This is a genomic window from Gemmata obscuriglobus (genome assembly GCF_008065095.1).
GTDB classification, from domain to species: Bacteria; Planctomycetota; Planctomycetia; order Gemmatales; family Gemmataceae; genus Gemmata; species Gemmata obscuriglobus.
The window spans coordinates 8,731,417-8,755,580 of record NZ_CP042911.1; the positions used below are offsets into that span (position 1 = coordinate 8,731,417).

Annotated in this window: 24 protein-coding genes; 13 read left to right on the top strand and 11 right to left on the bottom strand. The window is 68.3% G+C overall.

The genetic code is table 11. The annotated features are described in order from the left end of the window. Window positions 1-99: 99 nt before the first annotated feature. From GobsT_RS36185 to GobsT_RS36195, 3 genes are all read right to left on the bottom strand, one after another. Window positions 100-2,691: a type 1 glutamine amidotransferase family protein gene (locus GobsT_RS36185; RefSeq protein WP_010035493.1), complete on the bottom strand. Its 2,592-nt coding sequence runs from the start codon at window positions 2,689-2,691 to the stop codon at window positions 100-102. A gap of 127 nt (window positions 2,692-2,818) precedes the next feature. Then, window positions 2,819-3,802 carry an ABC transporter permease gene (locus GobsT_RS36190; RefSeq protein ID WP_010035483.1) on the bottom strand — a complete coding sequence of 328 codons (984 nt, stop codon included), beginning with the start codon at window positions 3,800-3,802 and terminating at the stop codon, window positions 2,819-2,821. Window positions 3,803-3,919: 117 nt separating this feature from the next. Continuing rightward, entirely contained in the window at window positions 3,920-4,642 is a 723-nt protein-coding gene (locus GobsT_RS36195; RefSeq protein ID WP_010035481.1) for an ABC transporter ATP-binding protein, read from the bottom strand. Between the two features lie 190 nt (window positions 4,643-4,832). Between GobsT_RS36195 and GobsT_RS36200 the strand changes: the two genes are divergently transcribed. After that, window positions 4,833-5,762 (top strand): hypothetical protein, encoded by a 930-nt coding sequence (locus tag GobsT_RS36200; RefSeq protein ID WP_148087995.1) that lies wholly within the window; start codon window positions 4,833-4,835, stop codon window positions 5,760-5,762. A gap of 98 nt (window positions 5,763-5,860) precedes the next feature. On the opposite strand, the gene GobsT_RS36205 is transcribed toward GobsT_RS36200, so the two are convergent. From GobsT_RS36205 to rpsO, 3 genes are all read right to left on the bottom strand, one after another. After that, window positions 5,861-6,196: an HPF/RaiA family ribosome-associated protein gene (locus tag GobsT_RS36205; RefSeq protein ID WP_010035473.1), complete on the bottom strand. Its 336-nt coding sequence runs from the start codon at window positions 6,194-6,196 to the stop codon at window positions 5,861-5,863. 294 nt (window positions 6,197-6,490) lie between these two features. Then, a complete protein-coding gene (gene pnp / locus GobsT_RS36210; protein WP_010035466.1) occupies window positions 6,491-8,740 on the bottom strand; it encodes a polyribonucleotide nucleotidyltransferase in 2,250 nt (749 codons plus the stop codon). 123 nt (window positions 8,741-8,863) lie between these two features. Continuing rightward, window positions 8,864-9,133, bottom strand: coding sequence for a 30S ribosomal protein S15 (gene rpsO, locus GobsT_RS36215; protein ID WP_010035463.1), 270 nt, complete (start codon window positions 9,131-9,133; stop codon window positions 8,864-8,866). 798 nt (window positions 9,134-9,931) lie between these two features. Here rpsO and GobsT_RS36220 point away from each other — a divergent pair. From GobsT_RS36220 to GobsT_RS36245, 6 genes are all read left to right on the top strand, one after another. Then, the gene (locus GobsT_RS36220; RefSeq protein WP_010035460.1) at window positions 9,932-10,849 is read left to right on the top strand and encodes an aldo/keto reductase; all 918 of its coding nucleotides are present in this window, start codon (window positions 9,932-9,934) and stop codon (window positions 10,847-10,849) included. 36 nt (window positions 10,850-10,885) lie between these two features. Beyond that, window positions 10,886-11,065 (top strand): type II toxin-antitoxin system HicB family antitoxin, encoded by a 180-nt coding sequence (locus GobsT_RS36225; RefSeq protein WP_010035457.1) that lies wholly within the window; start codon window positions 10,886-10,888, stop codon window positions 11,063-11,065. Window positions 11,066-11,335: 270 nt separating this feature from the next. Continuing rightward, window positions 11,336-11,839 carry a GNAT family N-acetyltransferase gene (locus GobsT_RS36230; RefSeq protein ID WP_010051163.1) on the top strand — a complete coding sequence of 168 codons (504 nt, stop codon included), beginning with the start codon at window positions 11,336-11,338 and terminating at the stop codon, window positions 11,837-11,839. Window positions 11,840-12,219: 380 nt separating this feature from the next. Then, entirely contained in the window at window positions 12,220-13,191 is a 972-nt protein-coding gene (locus GobsT_RS36235; protein ID WP_063744646.1) for a DUF1559 domain-containing protein, read from the top strand. 67 nt (window positions 13,192-13,258) lie between these two features. Further along, on the top strand, window positions 13,259-13,696 hold the full coding sequence (locus tag GobsT_RS36240; protein WP_010051158.1) for a transthyretin-like family protein: 438 nt from the start codon (window positions 13,259-13,261) through the stop codon (window positions 13,694-13,696). Between the two features lie 6 nt (window positions 13,697-13,702). Continuing rightward, a complete protein-coding gene (locus GobsT_RS36245; RefSeq protein WP_010051155.1) occupies window positions 13,703-14,866 on the top strand; it encodes a heparan-alpha-glucosaminide N-acetyltransferase domain-containing protein in 1,164 nt (387 codons plus the stop codon). A 506-nt stretch (window positions 14,867-15,372) separates the two neighbouring features. On the opposite strand, the gene GobsT_RS36250 is transcribed toward GobsT_RS36245, so the two are convergent. Together GobsT_RS36250 and GobsT_RS36255 are read right to left on the bottom strand one after the other, a co-directional pair. Next, window positions 15,373-16,227 carry a BON domain-containing protein gene (locus tag GobsT_RS36250; RefSeq protein ID WP_010053245.1) on the bottom strand — a complete coding sequence of 285 codons (855 nt, stop codon included), beginning with the start codon at window positions 16,225-16,227 and terminating at the stop codon, window positions 15,373-15,375. Window positions 16,228-16,658: 431 nt separating this feature from the next. Continuing rightward, window positions 16,659-18,377, bottom strand: coding sequence for an ATP-binding protein (locus GobsT_RS36255; protein WP_010036038.1), 1,719 nt, complete (start codon window positions 18,375-18,377; stop codon window positions 16,659-16,661). A gap of 126 nt (window positions 18,378-18,503) precedes the next feature. Between GobsT_RS36255 and GobsT_RS39180 the strand changes: the two genes are divergently transcribed. Next, a complete protein-coding gene (locus GobsT_RS39180; protein WP_010036037.1) occupies window positions 18,504-19,130 on the top strand; it encodes a hypothetical protein in 627 nt (208 codons plus the stop codon). A 190-nt stretch (window positions 19,131-19,320) separates the two neighbouring features. On the opposite strand, the gene GobsT_RS36265 is transcribed toward GobsT_RS39180, so the two are convergent. Both GobsT_RS36265 and GobsT_RS36270 read right to left on the bottom strand, forming a co-directional pair. Then, on the bottom strand, window positions 19,321-19,539 hold the full coding sequence (locus GobsT_RS36265) for a hypothetical protein (protein WP_010036035.1): 219 nt from the start codon (window positions 19,537-19,539) through the stop codon (window positions 19,321-19,323). Beyond that, entirely contained in the window at window positions 19,494-19,688 is a 195-nt protein-coding gene (locus tag GobsT_RS36270) for a dehydrogenase (RefSeq protein WP_010036033.1), read from the bottom strand. The genes GobsT_RS36265 and GobsT_RS36270 overlap by 46 nt, the downstream gene beginning before the upstream one ends. A 330-nt stretch (window positions 19,689-20,018) precedes the next feature. Between GobsT_RS36270 and GobsT_RS36275 the strand changes: the two genes are divergently transcribed. From GobsT_RS36275 to GobsT_RS36295, 5 genes are all read left to right on the top strand, one after another. Then, window positions 20,019-20,414 carry a hypothetical protein gene (locus GobsT_RS36275; protein WP_010036032.1) on the top strand — a complete coding sequence of 132 codons (396 nt, stop codon included), beginning with the start codon at window positions 20,019-20,021 and terminating at the stop codon, window positions 20,412-20,414. Between the two features lie 138 nt (window positions 20,415-20,552). Then, window positions 20,553-21,050: a DUF4142 domain-containing protein gene (locus GobsT_RS36280; RefSeq protein WP_010036030.1), complete on the top strand. Its 498-nt coding sequence runs from the start codon at window positions 20,553-20,555 to the stop codon at window positions 21,048-21,050. 103 nt (window positions 21,051-21,153) lie between these two features. Continuing rightward, a complete protein-coding gene (locus GobsT_RS36285) occupies window positions 21,154-21,660 on the top strand; it encodes a DUF2231 domain-containing protein (RefSeq protein WP_010036028.1) in 507 nt (168 codons plus the stop codon). Window positions 21,661-21,674: 14 nt separating this feature from the next. Beyond that, window positions 21,675-22,277 (top strand): cysteine hydrolase family protein, encoded by a 603-nt coding sequence (locus GobsT_RS36290; RefSeq protein WP_010036023.1) that lies wholly within the window; start codon window positions 21,675-21,677, stop codon window positions 22,275-22,277. 79 nt (window positions 22,278-22,356) lie between these two features. Beyond that, entirely contained in the window at window positions 22,357-22,938 is a 582-nt protein-coding gene (locus GobsT_RS36295; protein WP_010036021.1) for a ferritin-like domain-containing protein, read from the top strand. Between the two features lie 336 nt (window positions 22,939-23,274). Here GobsT_RS36295 and GobsT_RS36300 read toward each other — a convergent pair whose 3' ends face one another. Further along, the gene (locus tag GobsT_RS36300; protein WP_010036018.1) at window positions 23,275-23,964 is read right to left on the bottom strand and encodes a Crp/Fnr family transcriptional regulator; all 690 of its coding nucleotides are present in this window, start codon (window positions 23,962-23,964) and stop codon (window positions 23,275-23,277) included. Window positions 23,965-24,164: the final 200 nt, after the last annotated feature.

Consider the following 24,164-nt stretch of genomic DNA (forward strand, 5'->3'; position numbering starts at 1 on the left):
GTCACCAAAACGAGAAGGCGAGCGGGGGGCGTGAGCCCCCCGAGTTCCCCCGGTTCAAACGTCCGCGTGAGGCAGGGCCTACGCCCCGCTCACCCCGTGCTACCGCGTCCGGCGGCGCATCATCGCGAACAGCCCCGCGTACGCGGCGATCAGCGGCAGCCCGATCAGCGCCCCGGACCGCCACAGCGCCCGGTTGCGCTCCGACAGCTCCACCCGCGGGTACTTCCACGCCGGTACGTCGGCCTTCGGCAGCCGGTCCTCGCGGCCGGTGAGCCAGTTCACCGAGTGCAGCAGCAGGCGCTCCTGCGGCGGCTCCAGGCGCGGCCCGCTGAACAGGTGCCCGCTGCCGAACACCACCGTCCGCTGTGTGGGCCGGTCGAGCGTCTCGGCAGCGACCGAGAGCGCCGCGGCGAACGTGCCGTCCAGCGGGGTCAGTAGCGCCGCGGCCCCCTGCTCGCGCTCGTAGCTCTCGTTCACCCACGCCGCGGGGATCTTGCTCTCGACCGCTACGCCGATCGGGAACGACCCCTTGCGCTCCTCGGCGCGGGTGTTGCGCTTCGGGTCGTCGGCCGGGGTCGGGTCGTACCGCGGGATGTAGGTGACGCGCCCGGCCTGGTCGCTGGTCGGGAACGGCTTCTCCTCGTTCCACCCGGCCGGCGCGGTGAACACGAACTCGCCGGCGAACTTCAGCCGGTCCTGCCACCCGTCGGCCAGGTACACCGGGCGCGGGGAGAACAGCTTGATGTCCAGCTTCTGCTCCACCGTCCGCCCGCTGTGCCGCAGCGCCGCGGCGATCGGGTTCGGCGCGGCGCTCGATCCGGCGGGGGCGCTCTCGGCGAACACTAGCGGCGGGATGGTGGTGGGGCCGCCGCCGCCGATCTGGCCGCCGGCCCGGGCGGACGCCAGCGCCTTCCGCTCGGCGTCGAAGAGGACCGTGTCGCGCTTCAGCTCGACCCCGCGGTCGCGGAGCAGCCGGTCGAACCCGTCCCCCTCGGCGGGCGGGCCGGTGCGGGACGCCAGGGACCCCATGCACGCGAGCACCGGCTTGCCGGCCTTCATGAACTCCTTCACCACCTCGACCTGTTTCTTGTCGAGCTGGTGGATGGCCGGCGGCACGCCGTTGCGGATCGACACGTTGACCAGCGTGTGCCGCGGCACGATGAGCAGGTCCACGTCGGACACGAGCCGCGTCAGCTTGGCCTTCACGTCGGCGATGCGCCGGTCCTGGACGGTGCGCTCGTCGGCCTGCGCCGCCTTCACCTTGCCCTCGGCGTCGCGCTGCTCGGCCTCGGCCTCGCGCACCTGCTCCTCGGACCGCTTGAGCTGCACGGCCAGCCCGGACCGCACCAGGCCCTGCAACTCGGCCTCGCTCTCGGCGGTGATCTGCGGGCCGCCCGTCCACCGGCGGAACGCGGCGATCAGCTCGGTCCACTCGCGCACCCGGGCGCCCTGGCCGAGCTGGTTGTAGAAGTCCACCCGGTCGCGGACCGGCTGCCGGAGCACGGTGTCGAGGGCGGCGCGGAGCTGGGTCAGCACCTTCACGTCGTCCTTCGCGCCTTGCACCGCGTCGCGCGCCGAGTCCGCCTCGGCTTCGAGCCGCTCCAGCTTGCTCTCGTCGAGCGTGTACGCCGCCGGCTCGATCTCTTTCGTCGGGTCCTCCCAGTTCTTCTTCAGCACCACGTCGACCACGTCGAACCCGTTGTCGGTGAGCGCCCGCTTCAGCCCGGCGACTGTGTACTGCTCGGTCCCCTCGGCCACCGCGGTGGACAGGAACTCGTGGACCACGCACACCGCGACCTTCGGGCGCCGCTCCTGCACCGTCAGCACCCGCCGCGCGAAGGTGTCCACACCCTGCGGGAGCAGCACCAGGTTCTCGGCCCCCGGCGCTTCCTTGCTAGCGGTCTTGTCGAGCTGCATGAACTCGTTGAACGAGAGCCGCTGCACCCGCCCGTTCGCGTGGAAGAAGATGCTGTTCTCGGGGGCGTCGTCGATGGCGCCCTTCAGCTCCGGTGCGTCCTTGGTGAGCTGCCGGACCTGGTCCTCGTAGCCGAACGCCTCGGAGTCGAGCACCACCACGTTGAACTGCGGGCCGAACTCGCGGAACTGGTCCACGAGGTCGCGCACCTTCTCGGTCACCTTCTCCTCGGCGGCCTTCGTGTACGAGTCCCGCTTCGGCGCGAGGGTGCCGAAGTTGTGCATCTGGAGCACCACGATCGTGGTCGGCGCGTTCGGCCGGAGCTTGCCCAGTTCGGTCTGGAGTTCGGCCGGCAGGGTGAACCGCTGGTCGCGGGTGCAGTCGATCCGCCGGTAGTGCGTGAAGGAGTAGACGTTGACGAAGGCGAGCAGCGCCACCGCCGCGACGGTGCCCAGGGTGGCGCTAGTGCCGGCGGCGGTGCGGCGGAAGCCGCCGAACAGGAGCGCGCTCAGCAGTTCCAGGACTAGGGTGAGGGCCGCGAGCCCGGCGCCCACCAGCACGGCGAGCGTCGCCGCCCGGAGGAACTCCCCCTCCGCCCCCTGGGCGACGGCCTCGAGCCGGCCGGGCGCGGCGAACTCGCTAAGGCGCTCGCGCTGCTCGGCGCCGAGCAGCACGCCCCCGACCGTACACGCGAGCAGGCCCATCAAACCCAGCGCGCGAACCGCGAACCGGAACCGGCTGCCCCAGGTCGTGCGCTGACGCGAATCGGTTGCCATCGATGCCCTCAGCTACGATCAGTTCTCGGTCCCGAACATTTTCTGATAGGATCGACAGGAAGCAGAGTTCTTCCGATTTAAATCCTGTCCATCCTGTTGATCTTGTCACAACGGCCGGGTTCCAGGCTCAGCGCAGCCGCCGCGCTTCCAGCGACCGCACGGTCAGGTACAGGCACGCCAGCGTCACAGAGACGTACAGCACGAGCGGCCGGGTGTCGATCACCCCGCGGGTGAAGTCGCGGCGGAAGTGCTCCGGCACGGCCACGTAGTACGCGAGCGAGTAGCCGAGCGTGCCCGGCTCGAACTGCCACCGCGCCAGCGCTGGCAGCACGAACAGCAGCCCCAGCAGGAGCGACAGCATCCACGCCACGAGCTGGCTCTTCACCCAGCTCGACACCAGCAGCCCGAGCGCCAGGAACATCGCCCCCGCCAGCACCACCCCCAGGTACGAGGTGAAGACCGGCCGCGGGTCGATGTTCGCGGCGATGTGAACCAGGTGCCGCTCGTCCTGCGTGGCGTGCAGGTACCCCCCGCCGACCGCCAGCACCAACCCCAGGAGCCCGAGCAGCAGCACCGCCCACCCGTTCAGATCAAACCAGAACCCGAGCTTCGCGACCAGTAGGAGCAGCACGCCCACCAGCGTCGCCACGGCGTAGGGGGTGACCGCGCCTTGCCACTCGACCGTCCAGTCCGCCAGGACCGGGACGTACAGGAGGGTGGTGGCCCAGAGCGTGAGGTAGAACGCGAAGCACGCGACGAACTTGGCGAGGATCACCTGCCAGTCGCGGATCGGCGCGGTGAGCAGCGCTTCGATCGTCCCGGTCCCGCGCTCCTCGGCGACCAGGCGCGAGGTGATGATCCCGGTGACGGCCGGGAACAGGCCCCAGAACAGCACCCCGGCTACCAGCGCCCCGGGCGGGCTCTCGGCGCCCCCGAGCATCACCTGCATCGGGTACTCAACCCCGCGCGGCCCCTTCTCGGTCAGCAACCCCACGACCAGCCAGAACAGGAGCCCGTTCAGCACAAGGAACGCGAACAGCGCCACGTACCCCACCGGCCCGGTGAAGTACGCGGCGAACTCGCGGCGGATCAGGCTGAACGTGGCTCGCATGAAGTCGCCCCCCTCTGAGTCGGGTTTAGTGTTTGGTTTTCGGTGTCTGGCTCTTGGTCATTGCCCACGCGCACGTTCGGAACGCACGCTTACTGAACACCAAACACCGAACCCGGCTCAAATGCCTTCCTGTTTCGTCAGCGTCACGAAGATGTCTTCGAGCGGCTTGTTCTTGTGCCGCTGCCGCACCGCCGCCAGCGCGCCGTCCTCGACCACCTGCCCCTGGTAAATCACGATCACCGAATCGCAGGTGGCCTCTACCTCGCTCAGGATGTGCGTGGAGAGGAGCATCGTGTGCTCCTTCCCCAGCTCGCGCATTAGCTTGCGGGTCTCGCGGATCTGCGTCGGGTCGAGCCCGGCGGTGGGCTCGTCGAGGATCAGCACCGGCGGGTTGGCGATCAGCGCGTCGGCCAGCCCGACCCGCTGCCGGTACCCCTTCGACAGCGTCCCGATGATCTGCCGGCTGACGTCGGTGAGCCAGCACCGCTCCAGCACGTAGCCCAGCCGTGAGCGGCGCTCCGACCGGCCGAGCCCCTTGAGCCCGGCGCGGAACCGCAGGTACTCGTCCACCCGCATCTCGGTGTACAGCGGGCAGCTCTCGGGCATGTACCCGATGCGGCGGCGGGCCTCGATCGGGTCCCAGAACACGTCGCGGCCGTCCACGGTGGCCTTGCCGGAGCTGGCCGTGAGGAACCCGGCGAGGATGCGCATGGTGGTCGACTTGCCGGCGCCGTTCGGGCCGAGGAACCCGACCACCTGGCCCTTCTCGACCGAGAAGGACACGTCCCGCACGGCGTGGTACTCGCCGTAGTATTTGGTGAGGTGCTCGACGACGATCATGTCGCTCCCCGAGTGCGTCGCGCGGTCTGGCAAGCTAAACGCTTAAGGCGCGCCGCGGACCGCGGCAAGGGCGCTGGGCCGAGAGGTTACCGCGAAACCGGCCGCACCGGCGTCCGCGGGTCGGCTTGACCCCACCTTTTCGTTCGGCGTACCGTGCCGCGGGTTTTCCGTTCACCCGGAGGTGCGGCGCATGGAACTGCTGAAGCGTTTCGTGGTGGGGTTGGGTGCGGGGGCGGCGATCGTCGGGCTGGCCATGTTCGCGCTGTCGGTCGCCCCACAATCCGGGGCCGAGTCCGCCGCGCAGCTCGCGCCGTTGCCGAGCCCGTCGCCGCTCCCGACTCCGTCGGTGCCAATGTCCAACGCGTCCCCCACCGCGCTGCCCACACTGCCCGGGGCAGACACTCTGCCCGCCGTGGGGCCAACACCCGTGTACCCTCCCGCTCCTTCCGTGCATGGCCCGGGCGCATTTCAGAAGACGCAAGCGGAGCCGCTTCCCCCCGGTCTAGCCGCAACGCTTCCATTTCCAACCATGCCGGACGTGAAGCCGGCAAAGGCCGAGATCGCGAAGCAGCCGCTCGGGCGGTCCGCGGTGCGGTTCGCCGGTCCGGCGGGCATGAAGGTGTCGTGGCTGGTCGGCGAGACGTTTCACGACCGCGACCTGACCGCCCCGGCGGCGTTCAACTTCGTGCAGGGGGAGGTCTACCGGCTCCGACTCACCGGGCTGCCGAAGTACCCGAAAGCCAAGTTCTACCCGACGATGGAAGTGTGCGCGCCGAGCGCACGGGTGCAGTCGTTCCTGGGCCACAACGCGATTCCGATCTCGTTCACCGACGCGGAACTGGCGACCGCGGCCGAGGGGCGGTTGGTGGTGAAGGCGGTCTACCTGCCGAGCGCACCCGGCGCGGAATCGGCCACGACGACCGAGGAAGTGTCCTCGCTCCGCCCGGGCGCGACCGGTGACCCCGCCGGCGTGGCGTCCGATCGCGGGTCCCTACTGGCGGTGGTCCGGCTCGGGAACGTGGATCTGGAGAACCCGCATTCGCCGCCGCTTCACGCGCCGCCGAGCACGCAGCTTCCGGGGCACGCAGCGGTGGGGCAAATCGCTCCGGTGATCCCGTGAATCGGGCCGCACCGACTCGCGGCGGCTCGGATCGATCCGGACCGCCGCGCTGGGGCGCAGGGTCCACGATGCGCACGAGACGACTGGGCTGATCGGAGTCAGGTCGGCAGGCCGCTTGCCGACGCGTGTCGGTTCGCGTCGTCCAACCGGCCGAGGGAGGATTTCAGCAGCCGGTTCATCTTCTCGACGGCCCCTTTGACCGCTTCGTCCGGGGTGTCGGCGTCGCTCATCACCGCCACCGGGTGGAGCCCGGCGGCCCGGACCTCAAGCGTGCAGCGCGCGTCCGGGCCGCCCTTCGGACCGTTCACATCGCTCAGGTGGGCTTCCACCCGCGTGAGCCGGCTGCGGTATCGTGACAGACCGCTCTCGAGCTTCGCTGTAACACCTGAAACGTCTACAAAAACGCGCGTGCCGGTGCTGATTTCGATGTGCATGGTAGCTCTCCTTATCGTGCGACCGAGCTAGTGTGCGCGAAAGCCGTGCCGGTTAGGATTTCCAGCTCGGTCCTGTCGCGAGGTGACTTCCACGCTCGGTTTGGTGGGTGTCTGAAATGGTGTTCGCTCGCGAACCAATTGCTTTTCGGCGTCTACCAACGACGAAGCCGCGAGCAAGTGCCCGCGGCTTCGTCATCAGCTCGACTTCATGGGTTCAAACGTAACCCTGAAGTGCCCGGGCCGCGGCCCGGGCACTGCGATTACAGGAATGAACGCGATCACCGGATTCGGGCCTCAGTCGCGGCGGCGGTCACCGCCGCGCCCTCCACCTCCACCGCCACCACTGCGGCGCCCGCCGCCACCGCCGCTGCGTTCGCCACGGTCACCGCGATCGCCGCGGTCCCCGCCGCCGAAACCGCCACCGCCGCCCCCGCCGTTGCCGGCTTCGTCGCTCGGGGCCAGAAGCGCCTTGCGCGACAGCCGTACCCGGCCGTTATCGTCGATGCCGATCACCTTGACCTGGATCTTCTGGCCGATCTCGACCACGTCTTCCGGGCGCTGAACGAAGCCGCTGTCCAGCTCCGACACGTGGCACAGCCCGTCGCGGCCCGGGGCGATCTCCACGAACGCACCGAAGTCCTTCATCGAGACCACTTTACCGTCGTACACCGCGCCGACCTTCACCTCGGCCGTCAGCCCCTCGACCATACGCCGCGCGGCTTCGACGCCCTCGGCGTCCGACGACGCGATCGACACCGTGCCGTCGTCCTCAATGTCGATCTTCGCGCCGGTCTCTTCCTGAATGGCGCGAATCATCTTGCCGCCCGGGCCGATGAGCTTGCCGATCATCTCCGGGTTGATCTTCAGTTGGATCAGGCGCGGCGCCCACCGGCTGATCTCCTTCCGCGGGGCCGACAGCGCCGACAGCATCGTCTTGAGGATCTGCAGCCGCGCCTCCTTCGCCTGCTCCAGCGCGCCGCGGACGATCGCCTCGTTGATGCCGTCCACCTTGATGTCGAGCTGGACGCCGGTGACGCCCTTCTGCGTGCCGGCCACCTTGAAGTCCATGTCGCCGTAGTGGTCCTCGTCGCCCTGGATGTCGGTGAGCAGCGAGAAGTGGTCCTTCTCCATCACCAGACCGACCGAGATGCCCGCGACCGGGCGCTTGATCGGCACGCCCGCGTCCATCAGCGCCAGGGTGCCGCCGCACACGCTCGCCATGCTCGACGAGCCGTTCGACTCCAGGATCTCCGACACGAGGCGGATGGTGTACGGGAACCGCGACGGGGGCGGGATCACGGCCTTCAGCGACCGCTCGGCCAGCATCCCGTGGCCGATCTCGCGCCGCCCCGGTGCCCGGATCGGCTTGCACTCGCCCACGCTGTACGGCGGGAAGTTGTAGTCGAGGAAGAACTTCTTGCTGTACTCGTCCTGCAGGCCGTCCACCTTCTGCTCGTCGGCGACGGTGCCGAGCGTGGCGACCACCAGCGCCTGCGTCTCGCCGCGCTGGAACAGCGCCGTGCCGTGAGTCCGCGGCAGCACGGTCACCTCGGCGCCAAGAGCGCGGAGCTCCTTCGGGGCGCGGCCGTCGATGCGGGTGCCGCCGAGCGTGATCTCGCGGAAGATGCGCTCGCGGAGGGCCGACAGCGCCCCCGACACCTGCGACGGGGTGTACGCCGGGTTCGCTTCGCCCTCGGGCAGGTACACCTTCTTGATCTCGTCCTTGAACGCGTCCAGGGCCGCGTTGCGCTCCTTCTTGCCCTGCGTGAGGTACTTTTCGCGGTACTGGGCGCCGTACTTCTGGTGCAGCTCTTCCAGCAGCGGGTTGTCGGCGGTCGCGGGGGGCAGCACCTTCGTTCCGAGCCCCGCTTCGGTGCGCAGCCGCTCGATGAGGTCGATCAGGACGGCGCACTGCTTGTGCGCCTCCATGATCGCGTCGCCCATCTCGTTCTCGGGCATCTCGCGGGCGAACCCCTCGATCATGCAGACGGCGTCGCGGGTGGCCGCGACGATGAGGTCGAGGTCGCTCTCTTCCATCTGGGTCACGGTCGGCAGCACGACGAGTTCGCCGTTCACGCGGCCCAACCGCAACCCGCCGTAGGGCTTGAGGAACGGGATGTGCGAGACGTGGAGGGCCGCGCTCGTCCCGATCAGGGCGAGCATGTCCGCGTCGTTCTCCCGGTCCGAGGAGATGACCGTGCAGTGGATCTGGACTTCGTTGAAGTAGTTGGCGGGGAAGAGCGGGCGGGAGGGGCGGTCGATCAGGCGCGAGGTCAGCGTTTCCTTGGTGCTGGGGCGCGTTTCACGCTTGATGAACCCGCCGGGGAACTTGCCCGCGGCGTAAGTGCGTTCGCGGTACTCCACTTGGAGCGGGAAGAAATCACGCCCCGGAATGGGTGACCCTTCGACCGCGGCGACGAGGACGCTGGTCTCGCCGTAGGTGACAAGCACGGCCCCGTGGGCCTGCTTTGCGAACTTTCCGGTTTCGAGGACTAACGTGCGACCGCCGAATTCACATTCGACACGAGCTGGCTTGACCGGCACGGAGGTGACCCTTTCCGTTTTGCCGGCAGGAGCGGTTCGCGGAGTCTCAGATGAATAAGCCCACAAGCCCCGGGTCGAACGACACGGGACTCAGGATTCGTCAACTCGAGACGAGCGTAGCGGCTATTTGCGGAGCCCGAGCTTCCCAATGACCGCGAGGTAGCGATCGCGGTCGGTTTGCCGGAGGTACTTGAGCAGGTCAGCGCGTTGGCTGACGAGCTTCAGCAGCCCGCGGCGGCTGGAGAAGTCTTTCTTGTGCGCCCGCATGTGCTCCGTCAGGGAGTTGATCCGCTTGGTGAGCAGCGCGACCTGCACTTCGGGCGAACCGGTGTCGGTGTCGCCGCGCCGGAACTGGCTGATAAGCCCAGACTTCTCTTCCTTCGTGATCGACATCGTCCCGGATCTCCGCTATCCCGCCGCGTCGCACTCCTGCCATCAGTTACGAAACGACGTTTCAGTTACACACTGGTTCTGGATTTACGCAATTTACCGCCCCGCGACCAGATGGCAAGGGGCGAAAAACGCAAACGCGACCGGCCAAAAGTACCGGTCGCGTTCACGAGGGTAGAGTCTTTTTAGCAGCTCGGGCCGCGGCCGCCAACCGTAACCCGGAGGAGTTTTGCGGGTCGCGCGGGGCGCGACCGTGCCATTCGCACCACCAACGGGCGGCTTGTTGGTCCAGTTTATCTGGCCGGAACGCATCATCTTGTTTTTCCTGTGCATCGTTGGAACCATTTTCGGCGGCCGTTATTGCGAAACCGCGGTGCTGCGAGCGTGCGGTTCCGTGGTAGCGACACCCCAGCGACCTGCCAGCTCCGGACCAGTCGCCCGGTAGCGAATGTCCAGTCGGTAGCCCACTCGGTGGCTACCAGTCGGGCTGTAACCCCCGTTACAGCCCGCGCGAGCCGGACGCAGCCAGATCCGACAGAGACCGAGTGCCGTCCGGTCTGGCCCCGCGCTCGCCTCAATACACAGATGGCACGGGCCCGGATCTTGGATGTGGACCGTTCGCGGCGCGGGCGGTACTTCGCGCATCAGGTCGCGGCGCCGGCCGCTTCGCATCCGCTCGGGGAGAGCGAGCGGGGGTATGCGGCGCGCTCGAACGCGAGACGACCGAACTCCGCCGTTGCCCCGCGCGGCGGGCGCGGTATGGTGCCGGGAGTCGCTTCACCGCTCCCGGAGGTGCTCTCCATGTCGATCCCCACCCGCCCGCTCGGCAAGACCGGCGTCAACGTGTCCGCCCTCTGTCTCGGCGGATGGCACATCGGCCAGCCCGCCATCGGCGACGCCGAGGCCGAGCGCATCATGCACGCCGCCATCGACGCGGGCGTCACGTTCTTCGACAACGCCTGGGACTACCACGAGGGGCGGTCCGAAGAGATCATGGGGAACGCACTCAGCACCGGCGGCCGGCGCCAAAAAGTGTTCCTCATGACCAAGAACTGCGGGCGCGACGCCGAGCACTCCCGCCAGCACCTCGACGACAGCCTCCGGCGCCTCAAGACCGACGTCATCGACCTGTGGCAGTTTCACGAGATCAACTACGACAACGACCCGGAGTGGATCGTCGAGCGCGGCGCGCTGGCCCACGCCCTGGAGGCCCAGAAGGCCGGCAAGGTGCGGTTCATCGGCTTCACCGGGCACAAGGCCCCGCACATCCTCCTGAAGATGCTCGGGACGCACAACGACTGGGACACGTGCCAGCTCCCCGTGAACGTGTGCGACTACTTCTACCGCAGCAGCATCCACGACGTGATCCCCGAGCTGAAGAAGCGGAACGTGGCCGCCATCGGGATGAAGTCGCTCGGCGGCGGGAACCTGGAGGCCGGCGGGCAGATCCCCGGCGGCGGGGTCGCAACGGCGGACGAGTGCATCCGGTTCGCGCTGTCGCAGGACATCGCGTCGCTGGTGGTCGGCATCGACTCGATGAAGGTGCTGATGCAGAACGTCGAGATCGCCCGCAGCTTCCGCTCGATGCCCAAGGACGAGAGCGACGCGCTGCTGGCGCGGGTGAAGACCGTGGCGGGCGACGGGCGGTTCGAGCCGTCGAAGTCCACGCAACTGTTCGACGGCCCCTACCACCGCCGCCAGCACGGGTTCGCGGGATAGCGGCTATCATGAGCGGTGCCCCTTCGGAGGAACGCGATGCGTCGCGAATTCACGCTCGAATACTGGAAAGACGGCGAGTGGCTCGTCGGTCGGCTGGTTGAGGTGCCGGGCGTGCTCAGTCAGGGCGAAACGCTCGACGAGTTGCGCGCGAACATTCAAGACGCCTACGAGCTGCTGACGGTCGATGAGCGCGAGGCGGCGCCGGAAGGTGTTTGAACATGGGGCCGGGGATGTGTGTAACGTTTGGGAACGAGCCGCGACCGCAAGGGAGCGGGCTACGTAGCCCGCTCCCTTGCGGTCGCGGCTCGTCAAAACGCGCAGCGCCGGCGGCTTTTGTCTTTCGTGGCACAGACATTCCTGTCTGTGCTCGATCACCGCGCCGCACAGACAGGAATGCCTGTCCCACAAAAGCAAGAACCACTAACCGAATCCGTCAGGCGGCGATTCGCAAGCAACTCGATTTGAGCGGAGGTTCGTAAGCGACCGATGTCCGACTTCACTATCCGGCTGGCGACCGCGGAGGACCTGGAAGCGATCCGCGCCATTTACAACTACTACGTCGAGCGCTCGACCTGCACCTACCAGGTCGAGCCCGACACCGCCGCGGAGCGGGCGGCGTGGTTCCGCGACCGCTCGGCCAAGTACCCGGCGACGGTCGCGGAGCGCGACGGGGCGGTCATCGGGTGGGGGGCGCTGTCCCCGTGGAAGTCGCGGTGCGGGTACGCGTGGTCCGCGGAGGCGTCCGTGTACATCCACCACGAGCACCACCGCCGCGGGCTCGGCAAGGCGCTGCTGCTCGACCTCATCGCGCGGGGCCGCGCCGCCGGGCTGCACACCATCATCGGCGCCACCAGCAGCGACCAGACCGCGAGCCTCGCCCTTCAGGTGTCGGTGGGGTTCGAGGTGATCGGCACGCACCGCGAGGTGGGCCGCAAGTTCGACCGCTGGCTGGACGTCACGTACACGCAACTGATGCTCGCCGAGCGATAGTGCAAAACGTATAAGGCTTGTTATCGCGCTCGCGACACTCGCCTGATTTGGAGAAATATCTAACACACGGATCGGCAGCAGGTGTCGCGATCGAAAGTGAGCCACAGCCACACATACAGAACATGTACAAATCCGACAGCCTACGGTCTGTTATCTCGACTTGCTCGTAAATACGACATGTGCGGGCGGGCTGTGTATTAGACTGTACATTCCGATTTGAATTATCCCGTACCCGGGAGCGAGCTTCTCGCCCCGCACTATTGTCTCTCACGTCATCTTCATCCTTCGATTTTCGACTGTTTTTTCGGCGCGCGGCCAACTACATTCCCTTCACGCTGCCGCGGCTCGTCAGTTCACGTCACGTAAAGATAGAGGGCAGTATGACACGTCACCGGCGTGGGTTTACGCTTATTGAATTGCTGGTGGTGATCGCGATCATCGCGATTCTCATTGGGTTACTATTGCCAGCGGTTCAAAAGGTCCGCGAGGCCGCCGCACGCATGTCCTGCAGTAACAAGCTGAAGCAGCTCGGGCTGGCGGCCCACAACTATCACTCGGCCTACGAGAAGTTCCCCTACGGGATGTATCGGGTGCAGAACCCCGAGTACCCCGCGGACTCGACCGCGGCCCTCGGGCCGAGCGGGCAGAACCCGCGCCACAACCTCGTGTGGCAACTGCTGCCGTATTTGGAGCAAGACGCGATCCACAAGCGCTGGAATCTGTACGACTTCAGCGCCAACGCGCCGTACATGAATCAACGGCTCGTCGCGATGGAGTGCCCGTCGCAGCCGATCGGCGAACACCTGAACCAACCTCCCCCCGGCGGCACGCCTGGGCAGTACTCGCTGACCAGCTATTACGGCTGCGCCGGCACTCGGTCCTATCCGCGCCGCCCGGGCGAGAGCGGCGGGCCGACTATGCTCCAATACCGTGACGGCGTCTTCGATCAGAACCGCCGCTACAACGTGGTGGGTATCACCGATGGTACGAGCAACACCCTCATGTTCGGGGAGCGCCACTACTTCGACCCGGTGTTCGACACCCAAACGCTTAGTCCCGACCGAATCGCTGACTGGGGCTGGATGTGGTTCGGCGCGCAGGGCGACGTGTTTCTGGGGTGCAACGTGAAGATCAACTTCAAGCTCCCCGCGGACTTCATGAGCCGCTCGGGCACGGAACAGCAGATCCTCTACGAGGACCGGATCAACGCGTTCGGCAGCGGCCACACCGGCGGGGCCAACTTTACGCTGGCCGACGGCTCGGTCCGCTTCATCCGCGACAGCATCTCCCCGCAGACGCTGCTGTTCCTCGGCACGCGCGCGAGTGGAGAGGTGATCCCCAACGACTTCTAACCCGCTCGGACACTTCGGCGGGGCGGGCACGTCGGCCCGCCCCGCCTTCATTTCACGAGGGCCGATCATGGCACACCAGTTCCACCGACCGACCTTTCCCGCGGTGCTGCTCTTCCTCTGCGGTTGTGGCGGCGGGCCGCAGTTCGCGGAGGTCGAGGGCGCCGTCACACAGGGCGGCAAGCCGCTCAAAAACGTGCGCGTCGAGTACTGGCCGGACGGCAACGGGCCGAAATCGACGGCCGTAACCGACGAGCAAGGGCATTACACACTCAAGAGCGAGGACGGCAAGACGCCCGGCGCGGTGACCGGATCGCACAAGGTCGTCCTGAAGGACCTCGACACCTACAGTGACAAGTTCCTCGGCCGCAAGGCCGAAAACATGCCCCCTCCCAAGAAGGAGGTGAAGGAGAGGTTCTCGAAGACCTATGCCGACCCCGTCAAGACCGACTTGAAGCGGGACGTGGTCGCCGGCCAGAAAAACGTCTTGAACTTGGAGGTCAAATAACCGCCCATGTCAGCCGAACCGCCCGACCCTAAAGGCGCCGCGGGGGCGCCCGCATCAGCCCCGCGCCTCGCGTCACTGGACCAGTTCCGCGGGTACACCGTCCTGGGCATGCTGCTGGTGAACTTCGTCGGCTCGTTCGCCGTCATCAAGGCGGACGTGCCGGTGCTCGCGCACCACCACACGTACTGCAGCTACGCCGACACGATCATGCCGCAGTTCCTGTTCGCGGTGGGATTCGCGTTCCGGCTCACCTTCGCGCGCCGCCGGGACGCGGTCGGCCCGCGCGCCGCCTACGGGCACGCGGTGCGGCGCAACCTCGCGCTATTCCTGGTCGCGTTCGCGGTGTACAGCGTCGGCTCGCGGTGGGAGAAGTGGGACGACCTCGCCCAGCGCGACGCGGTCCTGCTCCGCTGGGCCAAACAGGACCTGTTCCAGACCCTGGGACACATCGCGGTCACGTCGCTGTGGGTGCTCCCGGTGATCGCGGCCCGGCCGCGGGTGCGGTTCGGGTTCGCGGTGTTCTCGGGCGCCCTGCACCTGGCGCTCTCGTACTGGTTCAACTACCGCTGGGCGAACACCCCGCCCAACGGCGTGGACGGCGGGCCGCTCGGATTCCTCACCTGGGCCGTCCCGCTCTTGGCCGGCACCCTGGCGTGCGACCTGTACCAGGCCGTCGCGAGCCGGGGGAGGCTCTGCGGCCTCCTGCTCGTCGCGGGGCTCGCGGTCGGCGCGCTGGCCTACGGGCTGTCGTGCCTGCACCTCGCGCCGTCGGACCTCGACGAGTGGCGGTTCCACGCGACCGCGTCGGCCGCCGCGCCGCCGCTCGTTTACGTGGGCGTGAAGCCGCCCACCAACGACCTGTTCACGATGAGCCAGCGGTCCGGGAGCCTGACCTACACGCTGTTCGGCGCGGGCGTGTCGCTGGTCGTGCTGGCGCTGTTCGTGCTGGCGTGCGACATCGGCGGGCTGCGGTGGGGCGTGTTCGACACGTTCGGCTCGAACGCGCTGGCGGCCTACATCATCCACGGGCTCGTGTTCGACGCCGCCAAGCCGTTCGTGCCGCGGGACGCGCCGCTGTGGTACGTTTACACCGCGTGCGGGCTCGCGCTCGGCCTCTGCTACATGTTCGTGCGGCACCTCGAAAAGCACCGGCTGTTCCTGAAGCTCTGACCCGGGGCCGGTCGTTTCAAGTTCGGGCCGTATCGCGGTTCTGGCCTGGAGTGTGGTCCGCTCACTCCGTGAGCGGTCGCTCCGCGTATCCGATCTGCTCCCGGTATCATCTGCTCCGTCGTTGTGCGCCACGCGTATCCGAGGCGCCGAGCGACCGCTCACGGAGTGAGCGGACCACACTCCGAACCAACGCACCGGTCCGAGTCGTTGTGCGCCACGCGCATCCGAGGCGCCGAGCGACCGCTCACGGAGTGAGCGGACCACACTCCGAACCAACGCACCGGTCCGAGATGCGAACTTGGAACGACCGGGTTCAGTATGACCCGGAACGCGAGTGCGGGTACGCTGAAGGCCACCGTGATCCCGGGCACGCGCCCTGGAATCTCGGTGGCCTGACTGGATCGCGCCGCCCAGCGCTTACCGGACCGAGCCCGGATTACCTCGAATAACGATCGAGCCACCGCTCCTCTTGTGCCTTTTGCGACAGCTCCGACTTCCGCGTTCGATCACTTCACCGTGTTCGGATCGAGCGTCACGCGAGTCACGCCGGGCACCTTCCGCACAGCCCCCGCGAAATCCCAGACGTCCGCGGCGTGAGAAACCGATCCGGACACGAGCACGGCGCCGTCCGGCTTCATTTCGGCCGTGAGCCGTGCGAACCGCGGGTCGGCGGCGCGGATGGCGGCCACCGCGGCCAGCACGTCGGCGGGCTTCGAGCCGATGCCGGTCAGCGCGCCGGGGGCGGTGAAGCCGCCGGGCGGCAGGGGCGGCGCGCCGCTCGGGCGCGGCAGCACCGGGGCGCCGAGGACGTTCACCGGGGCGTTCAGCGTGCTCGGGTGCTGCACGACCACCGTCTTACCCGGCGCGACCGCCACAAGCTCGGCGGACGACGGGGGCGGCGCCTTGGGGACGTACCCGGCGGGGGCGGCCGGCGGGGCCACGACGCCCGGCAGCGCCACCCCGGTGGGCTCGTTGCCCGGTTTCATTTTGCTCGCGAGCGCCCGCAGCAGCGGGTCGGGGGACACGTCGACGAAGCACGTGTTCTTCACCGACTCGACCCCGGGGACCGCCCGGGCCACCGCCTCGGCGCGCCTCATGATCTCCTCGCTGGCGACCGCCCCGCCGATCACCGCGCCCCGGTCCACGACGCTCACCAAGATCGGCACGTTGCGGAGCACCGGGTCTGCGTCGAACGCCATCTGGATCGTGGTGCCCAGCGTCAGCTCGGCGAGGGAGACCGGCCTGGCCACCGGGGCAGCGGGCGGGAGCGGGTCGGCGGCCAACAGTTGTCCCGCCGTTGCGGCGCAGGCGAGCGCGGCAACCGTGCGAAGGGTTTTCGATGTCAGCAGGTGCGCAAACATGGTGAACCTCACCGGCCGGGTGCGTCCGCGACGGTTGTCGCGAATCGCCGCGCCGCGGGCGTACCTCTATTCTCAGTCACGGTCAGTTGAGGTGAAATTGCGCCGTGTAATTTTTACCGGATGAAGACGAGCGAATTGTTCCACCGGTAGCATCCAGCGAACGTCGTCCGGTCGGCGAAGGGGGTCGGTGTGGGTAAGATGTGCGGCCCGCTGTTCGGCCGGTGGGCTGTTCCCTGGGACCGCGGACGTCCCGTCCGCCGCTCCGGGAATCCGATGGCTCGGCGGGCCGTCGGTGGGCTGTTCCCTGGGACCGCGGACGTCCCGTCCGCCGCGCCGGGAATCCGATGGCTCGGCGGAATATTGGTGTCGCACACTCCGCGTGCATACCAGCGGACGGGACGTCCGCGGTCCCAGGGAACGGCCGGCGGGGCTCACTCCTCGGGCGGCGGTAGGGGGATGTGGTGCAGGCCGGTGGCGTCGCTGGCGAACGCGGACTTCATCGGCAGCCGGACGGTGAACTTGCTCCCCTTGTCGGGGACGCTCTGAACGAGGATGTCGCCGCCGTGCTCGCGCACGATCTTGCGGCTCACCGGCAGCCCCAGCCCCGTCCCGCGGCTCCCTTTCGTGCTGACGAAGGGCTTGAAGATGTCCTCGAGCTTGTCCGCCGGGATGCCCGGGCCGTTGTCCATGACGATGACCTTCGCCCAGCTCCCGTCGGCCTCCAGCAGGGCTTGAACGGAGAGCTTCGCGTTGGGGCGGCCCTCCAGGGCGTCGATCGCGTTGCCCGCGAGGTTCAGCACGGCCCGGTGAACGCCCTCGGCGTCGCACGGCACCGCCGACACGCCCGCCCCGGGGTGCCAGTCGATGGCGACGCCGCGGTCCGTCGCGCGGCCCCGCACCAGCCCGAGCACGTCCTCGCACAGGTGGTTCAGGTCCGTCGGCTCGACGACCGGCTCGCGCTCCTTCGAGTAGCTCAGCATGTCCAGAATCAGGTCGTCGATGCGGTTCTGGTTCCGCTCGACGAGCTTCCACCCCTTCCCGAGCAGGTCCGCGTCGGACTCCTTTATTGCGGTGCGCACCATGTCGGCCCCGAACCGCACCCCCTGCATGATGTTCTTGATGTGGTGCGACAGGGCCGCGATGGTCTGCCCCACGGCGGCGAGCCGCTCCGCGTTCACGAGGGCCTGGTGGTAGCGGCTCTCTTCCACCGCGATGGCGGCCTGGTGCGCGATCGCGCTGGCGAGGTGCAGGTGGTCCTCGGTGAACGTGGTCGCGTCCGGCCCGCGGCTCAGCACCTGCTTGAGGGAGGACTGGGTGTCGAGGAACAGCACCCCCACCACCTCGCGCCGGCCCTTCATCGGGACGCAGATCGCCTCGCGGATGTTGTGCCGGTGCAGGCTCTCGACCGCGCGGAACCGGTCGTCGGAGTGAACGTCCGACACGAGCACGCCCTGCGCCTCGCGCATCACGTGCTCGACAACGGTGCGGCTGACCGCGAGCTCCTCCTGCCGGTTCGTCCCCTCGCGGTAGTGGACGGCCTTGGGGACCAGCCGGCCGGACTCGTCGCGGAGCACGAAGCACCCGTGGTCCGCCCCCACCGACTTGAACACGAGGTTCATGACGGCGTCGAGGAGCTGGTCCACGTCGAGGATGTGGCTGATGACCGCGGCGGTCTCGTACAGCGCCGCCAGGCTGGCGAGCCGGGCGCGCACCCAGTCCGTCGCCGCCGCCGGGCGCGCCAGGATCTGGCTGCCGGCGTCCGCCGCCACGGTGCGCAGGATCGCGGAGTTCAGGTCCTGCTCGGGGCGCACCTGGAGCCGGACCCGCTCGGTCAGCTCGCTGCCTGCGGCGGGGAACTCGTTGCGCCCGGCGGTGAACATGAGCACCGACTGGCCGACGGTAATGGTGTCGCCGCTGCGGAGCGGGGCGACCTGCACCGGCTGGCCGTTCAGGAGCGTGCCGTTGCCGCTGCCGAGGTCGCGCAGCTCGTACCCGTGCGCGACCGCCCGCACCTCGAGGTGCCGGCGCGACACCTGGGTGTCGTGCAGCGGCACCGCGTTGGCGGAGTGCCGGCCGACGGTGACGGACGGGCTCGTCAGCTCGAACTGCTTGCCCTCGTCCACGCCGCGGATGACGATCAGTCGTGGCACGCACGTTCCCCCGGATCAGAGCGACGCTTTAATACCGTAACCGTGCGGGCCGCAAGAGGCAACCGCCGGGCCGCGGACTTGGCAACCGGGCCACGGTCTGTCATGCTGCGTGCGGAGGGCCGAACCATGACGAGCCGGTGGGCGTGGGACAGCGAGTCGGTGACCGTGTCGCGGAAGGAGCGGCTCTTTTGCTGCGCCTGCGTGCGGCTGGTGTGGGACCGGTTCGCGGGCGAGGAGGCCGGCCCCGAGGCGGTCGAAGCCGCCGAGGAGTTCGCCGACGGGGAGCGGACCCCGCGCGGGCTGGCCGACGCGCGGGCGGCCGCGGTGGCGGCGTGCGACGCGTGGGGCGGTCGCCGGTCGCGGTACGCCCTCCAGACCCGGGCCGCGCTCACGGCCGCGGCGGAGTGCGCGGCCGCCCCCTCACATTATCGGGTGTGCCAGCTCGTCGAGAGCGCCATGCCGGAAGAACCGGAGGTCGCCCGGGCCGCGTTCCAGGCGCTCCGCGATGACATCGCCGGCCCGCCGACCCTGACCGCGTTCGCCCCGCGCTGGCGCACCGGCACCGTCACCGCGCTCGCGGCGCAGATGTACGCGTCGCGCGACTTCTCCGCCATGCCGATCCTCGCCGACGCTCTTCAAGACGCGGGGTGCGACAGCAACGACATCCTGAACCACTGCCGCGATACTATCCCTCACGTGCGCGGGTGCTGGGTGGTCGATCTGGTGCTCGGGGCTTTGCCGAGCGAGGCGTGAGGGCCGGGCTATCTAGTGAAGTACCACATTCACCCGCCAGCATCAGCGAGCGGGTAAATGTGGCCGGTGCCCGCTCCCTGGGAGCGCGGACGGCCCGTCTATCGCTGCTGGACTCGGGTCGCGGCGGAACGTTCGTGTCGCTCCCCCACTCGCTCACCCAGGGACATGCCGCACGCGGCGGGTCGCTGCGTTACCGGTGTGTGAGCGGCTCCACGCGCAGCTCGTAAGCGACGATCGAGGTCGGTGCCACCGTCAGCCGCACCTCGCTGTGGGCGACCACCGCCCCCGGCGTCACCGACCCGGGGCCGGCCCACTCTTCGGCGGTCGAGTCGAGGACCCGCTCCCACGTCCCTTCCCGCAGCGTCAGCCGGATGTCCGCGTCGCGCTCTGAAGGGCGGCGCCGAACCAAGTAAACGCAAACCCGCTCTTGCCCTGGTGCGGCGTCCACGGGTGGAAGTTGTCCGAGCACATCCCGGCCCCTTCGGCGCGGCGCACGAGCATGATCAGTTCGCCGGGTGGGTACAACTCGTGCGACGCGTGCCAGCCGACCACTTTCATGCCACCGACTCCATAAGTCTCGCCCACGGTTGCACAGACAGCAACGCGTGGACCAATCGTGTCGGCACCGCGGTCAGGATTTTCACCGCCAAGACTCGATCAACCTCAATAGATTGACAAGTGTGTTTTATTTAGAATTTTCGGCGCGGGGTGGTACGGTATCGTACAGCAGCGGCATGCGCGGTTCCGGAAGTGAGCTTCTCACGCCGGTGCGTGACAGAACGAAAAAGGCCCACAACTCGCCCGTCGTGGGTGCGGCGCGAGGCTTGCACTGTCTCGGCCGGGGACACCGGTCCCTCACAGAAACGGATGTCACACCTGGAGACGGCAATGGCGACGACAAGCAAGCGCTCGCAGGACGACGAAGATACCGAACGCGGCGGGCAAAACGGGCGCTCGAGTAGCAACGGCCAGGGGGCGAAGGGCGGCCGCGGGGCACAGTCCGGACAAAGCGGGGCGGCCCAGAAGCGCGTCCTCAGCCGGGCCGCCCGGGTGCTGAACGAGATCGAAGCCCGCATCCACGAACTCCGCGAGGAGTTAGAGGAACAGGGCGGTGGGGCGGGCGGCGAAAGCGGCGGGTCCGGCGGCGTGTCGGGGCGCGGCCAAGTCAAGCACCCCGAAACCGACGGGCGCCTGAAGCAGAACCGCGACAGCGACGACGAGGGCGGCGAAGACGAGACCGACGACGAGGGCGAGGGCCGGGGCCGGTCCGGCGGCCGCCGCTGATGTCACCAACGGGTCCGCCCCGCGACACCCGCCCCGGCCACGGGGCGGGTGCTTTGTTATCGGGTCCGGCACCGGCACCGCAAGTGCTACAACCCGTCGGCCCGGCGACACGGGCGACAAACCACACGAGGATCACCGATGCGTTTCACCAGCCGACTGATGGCGGTTCTGGCGATGTTGGCAGGGGGCGCGGCGCTCGCCGACGACGCGAAGCCGATCACCGACGCCGAGTTCGTGACCAAGGCGGCCAGCGGGGGCCTGTTCGAGGTCGAGTCGAGCAAACTGGCCAAGACGTCGGCGACATCACCCGAGGCGAAGAAGTTCGCCGATCGCATGATCGCCGACCACGAGAAGGCGAACAAGGAGCTGATGGGGGCCGCGAAGAAGGCCGGCATTGAGGTGCCGACCAAGATGTCGGCCGAACACCAGAAGCTGCTCGACCAGGTCCAGGCGGCCAAGGGGGCGGACTTCGACAAGGCCTACATGGCCGCTCAGGTCGCCGCCCACGACGAGGCCGTTGCCTTGTTCTCCGGGGCGACAAAAGGGGTCAAGGACCCCGGGCTGAAGGCCTTCGCCGAGAAGACGCTGCCGGTCATCAAGGAGCACCAGGAGCACGCCAAGAAGCACTCGAAGTGAGCAGGCCGGAGGGCGCGGTGGCTGCCCCGGATGGGGCGGCCGTCGGCTTTGCGTCCGTTCTGCTTGCCGAAACGTCGCTCCGGCGGCGACCAAGGAGACCCCAATGGCAACGGTCGAGAGCCGCGCGAAGGTGCTCGGGCACGCGATGCACCCGATGTTGATCGTCGTCCCACTCGGCATGTTCGTCGGCGCGGTCGTCTTCGACGGCGTGTTCTACTTCGGCGGGCGCGAGCCCCAGTGGGCGGTGGTGGCGTACTGGATGATCGTGACCGGTTTGATCGGCGGGGTGGTTGCGGCCGTGCCCGGGTGGATCGACTGGTTCGCCATCCCGGCCGGCACCCGGGCGAAGAGGATCGGCCTCGTCCACGGGTTAGGTAACGGCGTCGGGGTGCTCGGGCTGTTCGGGGCGAGCTGGTACTGCCGCCGCCCGGACGTCCCGAACCCGCCGGACCTGGCGCTGCTGCTGTCGCTGCTCGGGTTCCTGCTCGGCGGCGTGACGGCGTGGCTCGGGGGCGAGCTGATCGAGCGGTTGGGCGTCGGCGTCGATCCCGGCGCCCACCCGAACGCGCCGAACTCACTGTCCGGGCGTTCCGCCGGTCCGCGAGCGTAAACGAGGAGTGCTTCATGCCCGGAACCAGTGAAAGCCTGCACGGCAGCGCGCCGGACAAGTGCCCGGTCGCCCTCCTGCTCGTGGACGTGATTAACCCCCTCGACTTTCCCGAGGCCGACCAGCTGCTGCGGCACGCGGCCCCGGCGGCGAAGAAGCTCGCGGAGCTGAAGGGGCGGGCACACGGGGCGGGTGTCCCGGTGATCTACGCCAACGACAACTTCGGCCGCTGGCGGTCGGACCTGAGCGCGGTCGTCGAACGGTGCCGAAAGTGGGACTGCAAGGGGCGGGAACTGGTCGAGCTGCTCCACCCGAGCGAGGACGATTACTTCGTCCTCAAGCCGAAGCACTCGGCGTTCTTCTCCACCACGCTCGACACGCTGCTCGGATACCTGGGAACCGAAACGCTCGTGATCGGCGGGTTCGCCGCCGACATTTGCGTGCTGTTCACGGCCAACGACGCGTACATGCGCGACCTGCGGGTCGTGGTCCCGTCGGACGGCGTGGCGTCGAACAAGGCGGAGGACCGGGACGCGGCGCTCGCGCTGGTGCGACGGGTCCTCAAGGGCGACACGCCCGGTACCGCCGACATCGATTTCCGGGCGCTGGTGAGCGGGTGACGGTTCGCGCGGCTCACCAATTGCTAGTTCCCACCGGGGCGCCCCGCCCGTTTCCATCGTCTCACACCGGAACACCGATATGGCACTCGACTCCCTGCACGACCTATACGTGGAAGAACTCAAGGACCTGTATAACGCCGAAAACCAGTTGCTCAAGGCGCTGCCGCGGATGGCCAAGGCGGCCTCGTCCGGGGAGCTGAAGGCGGCGTTCACGGAGCACCTGACGGCCACCCAGAAACAGGTCGAGCGGCTCGAACAAATCTTTGAAGGGCTCGGCGTTAGCCCGAAGGGGAAGAAGTGTAAGGCAATGGAGGGGCTGATCGAGGAGGGCAAGGAGGTCATGCAGGAGGACGGTGACCCGTCCGTCATCGACGCGGCACTGATCGCGGCGGCCCAGCGGGTCGAGCACTACGAGATGGCCGGGTACGGGTGCGTGCGGACCTTTGCCAACCTGCTCGGGTACGGAGACGCAGAGGCCCTGCTCCAGGAGACGCTCGACGAGGAAGGCGAGGCGGACAAGAAGCTCACCGAACTGGCCGAGACCGTCATCAACGTCGAAGCCGAGAGCGCCGAAGGCGAAGAGGGTGAAGAGGACGAGGAAGCCGAGGAGCCCGCGCCGAGCCCCCGCAGGGCTAAGCCCAAGGCGGGCGGAAAGAAGTGACCGCTGACGCATGAGCGCGTTGCCCAAAGCCCCGGCCCGCCGGGGCTCACTTTTTCAGTCACGGCCCCTCTGATACCGAATCCGGTGATTTCAAGTTCGCACGGGCTTTGTAATCGGCCGGGAGATCGGAACACGCCGATGTACCACCCACCTGCTGACGCCGGCGGGCGGCGCACACACTTGACGAACTTGAAAGGGCCGGAATCGAATTGAAGAGCAACTGATTCCTGTAGCCGACCGGGTTCAGTCGGTAAGCAGGCTCCTGGAGGAGGGGCTCGCGGGGCGCGCATCGCGGGGCGAGGCGAAGGAACCGTGCCGCCTCTCGACGGCTTGGGCTTATGTGATCGTGTCGCGGATGGCGGCGTAGCACTCGCACGCGGCGGCCTCTAACCCCGCGCGATCGCAGATCCGGACCATCCCGCTCTTGTAGGTAATGAGGCCGGCGGCCTGGAGGGTTCCGGCCGTCACCGTGACGGTCGCCCGGCGGACGCCGAGCATCTGCGCCAGGAACTCGTGGGTGAGCGGGAACTCGTCGGCCCCGGCCCGGTCGTGGCACTGGAGCAGCCACCGCGCGCACCGCTCGTCGGCCGAGTGCAGGCAGTTGCACGCGGCCTGTCGCGCGGCGACGGTCATGACGGCCCGCACGTACCGGTACACCACGTCCCGCACCGTCCCGCTCTCGCGCACCGCGGCGGCGAACGCGGCGGCCGGCATCCGGCGACACCGGCACGGGGCCACCTGGCAGAACACCCGCTCGCGGCTGCGGTCGGCGCCGAGCGCGCTCGACACCCCGGCCATGCCCTCGGGGCCGATTCCGGCCGCCTCCGCGCTCCTCCCGTCGCCCATCAGTACCACCGCCGAAATCACCCCCGCCCGCGGAAAGTACACGTACTCCAAAAGCCCGCCCGGTTCGTACACGACGTCCCTGGGGCCGAGCGTCACGTCGGCCATGTGGCGGAGCAGGCGGCCCAGATCAGCGGGCGGTAATGTGGACAGGAGCCGGTTCTCCGGCAACGGGGTCGGCACGGTCGTCTCGACTACAGGACCGGATGAGCGGACGCCCTCAACGTCTCAATTGAGGCGGCCAACGCGGGTGGCATTCTAGCCCCACTCTTCGCGCACCGTTGTCGGGAAAGTGCCTCAACGTGCCCTCAAGTTCCGCCCCACTTGCGGAATCGCTCCAGCCCGCGTCCGGCGTGTTCCGATCAACTACCGTCGCCCACTCG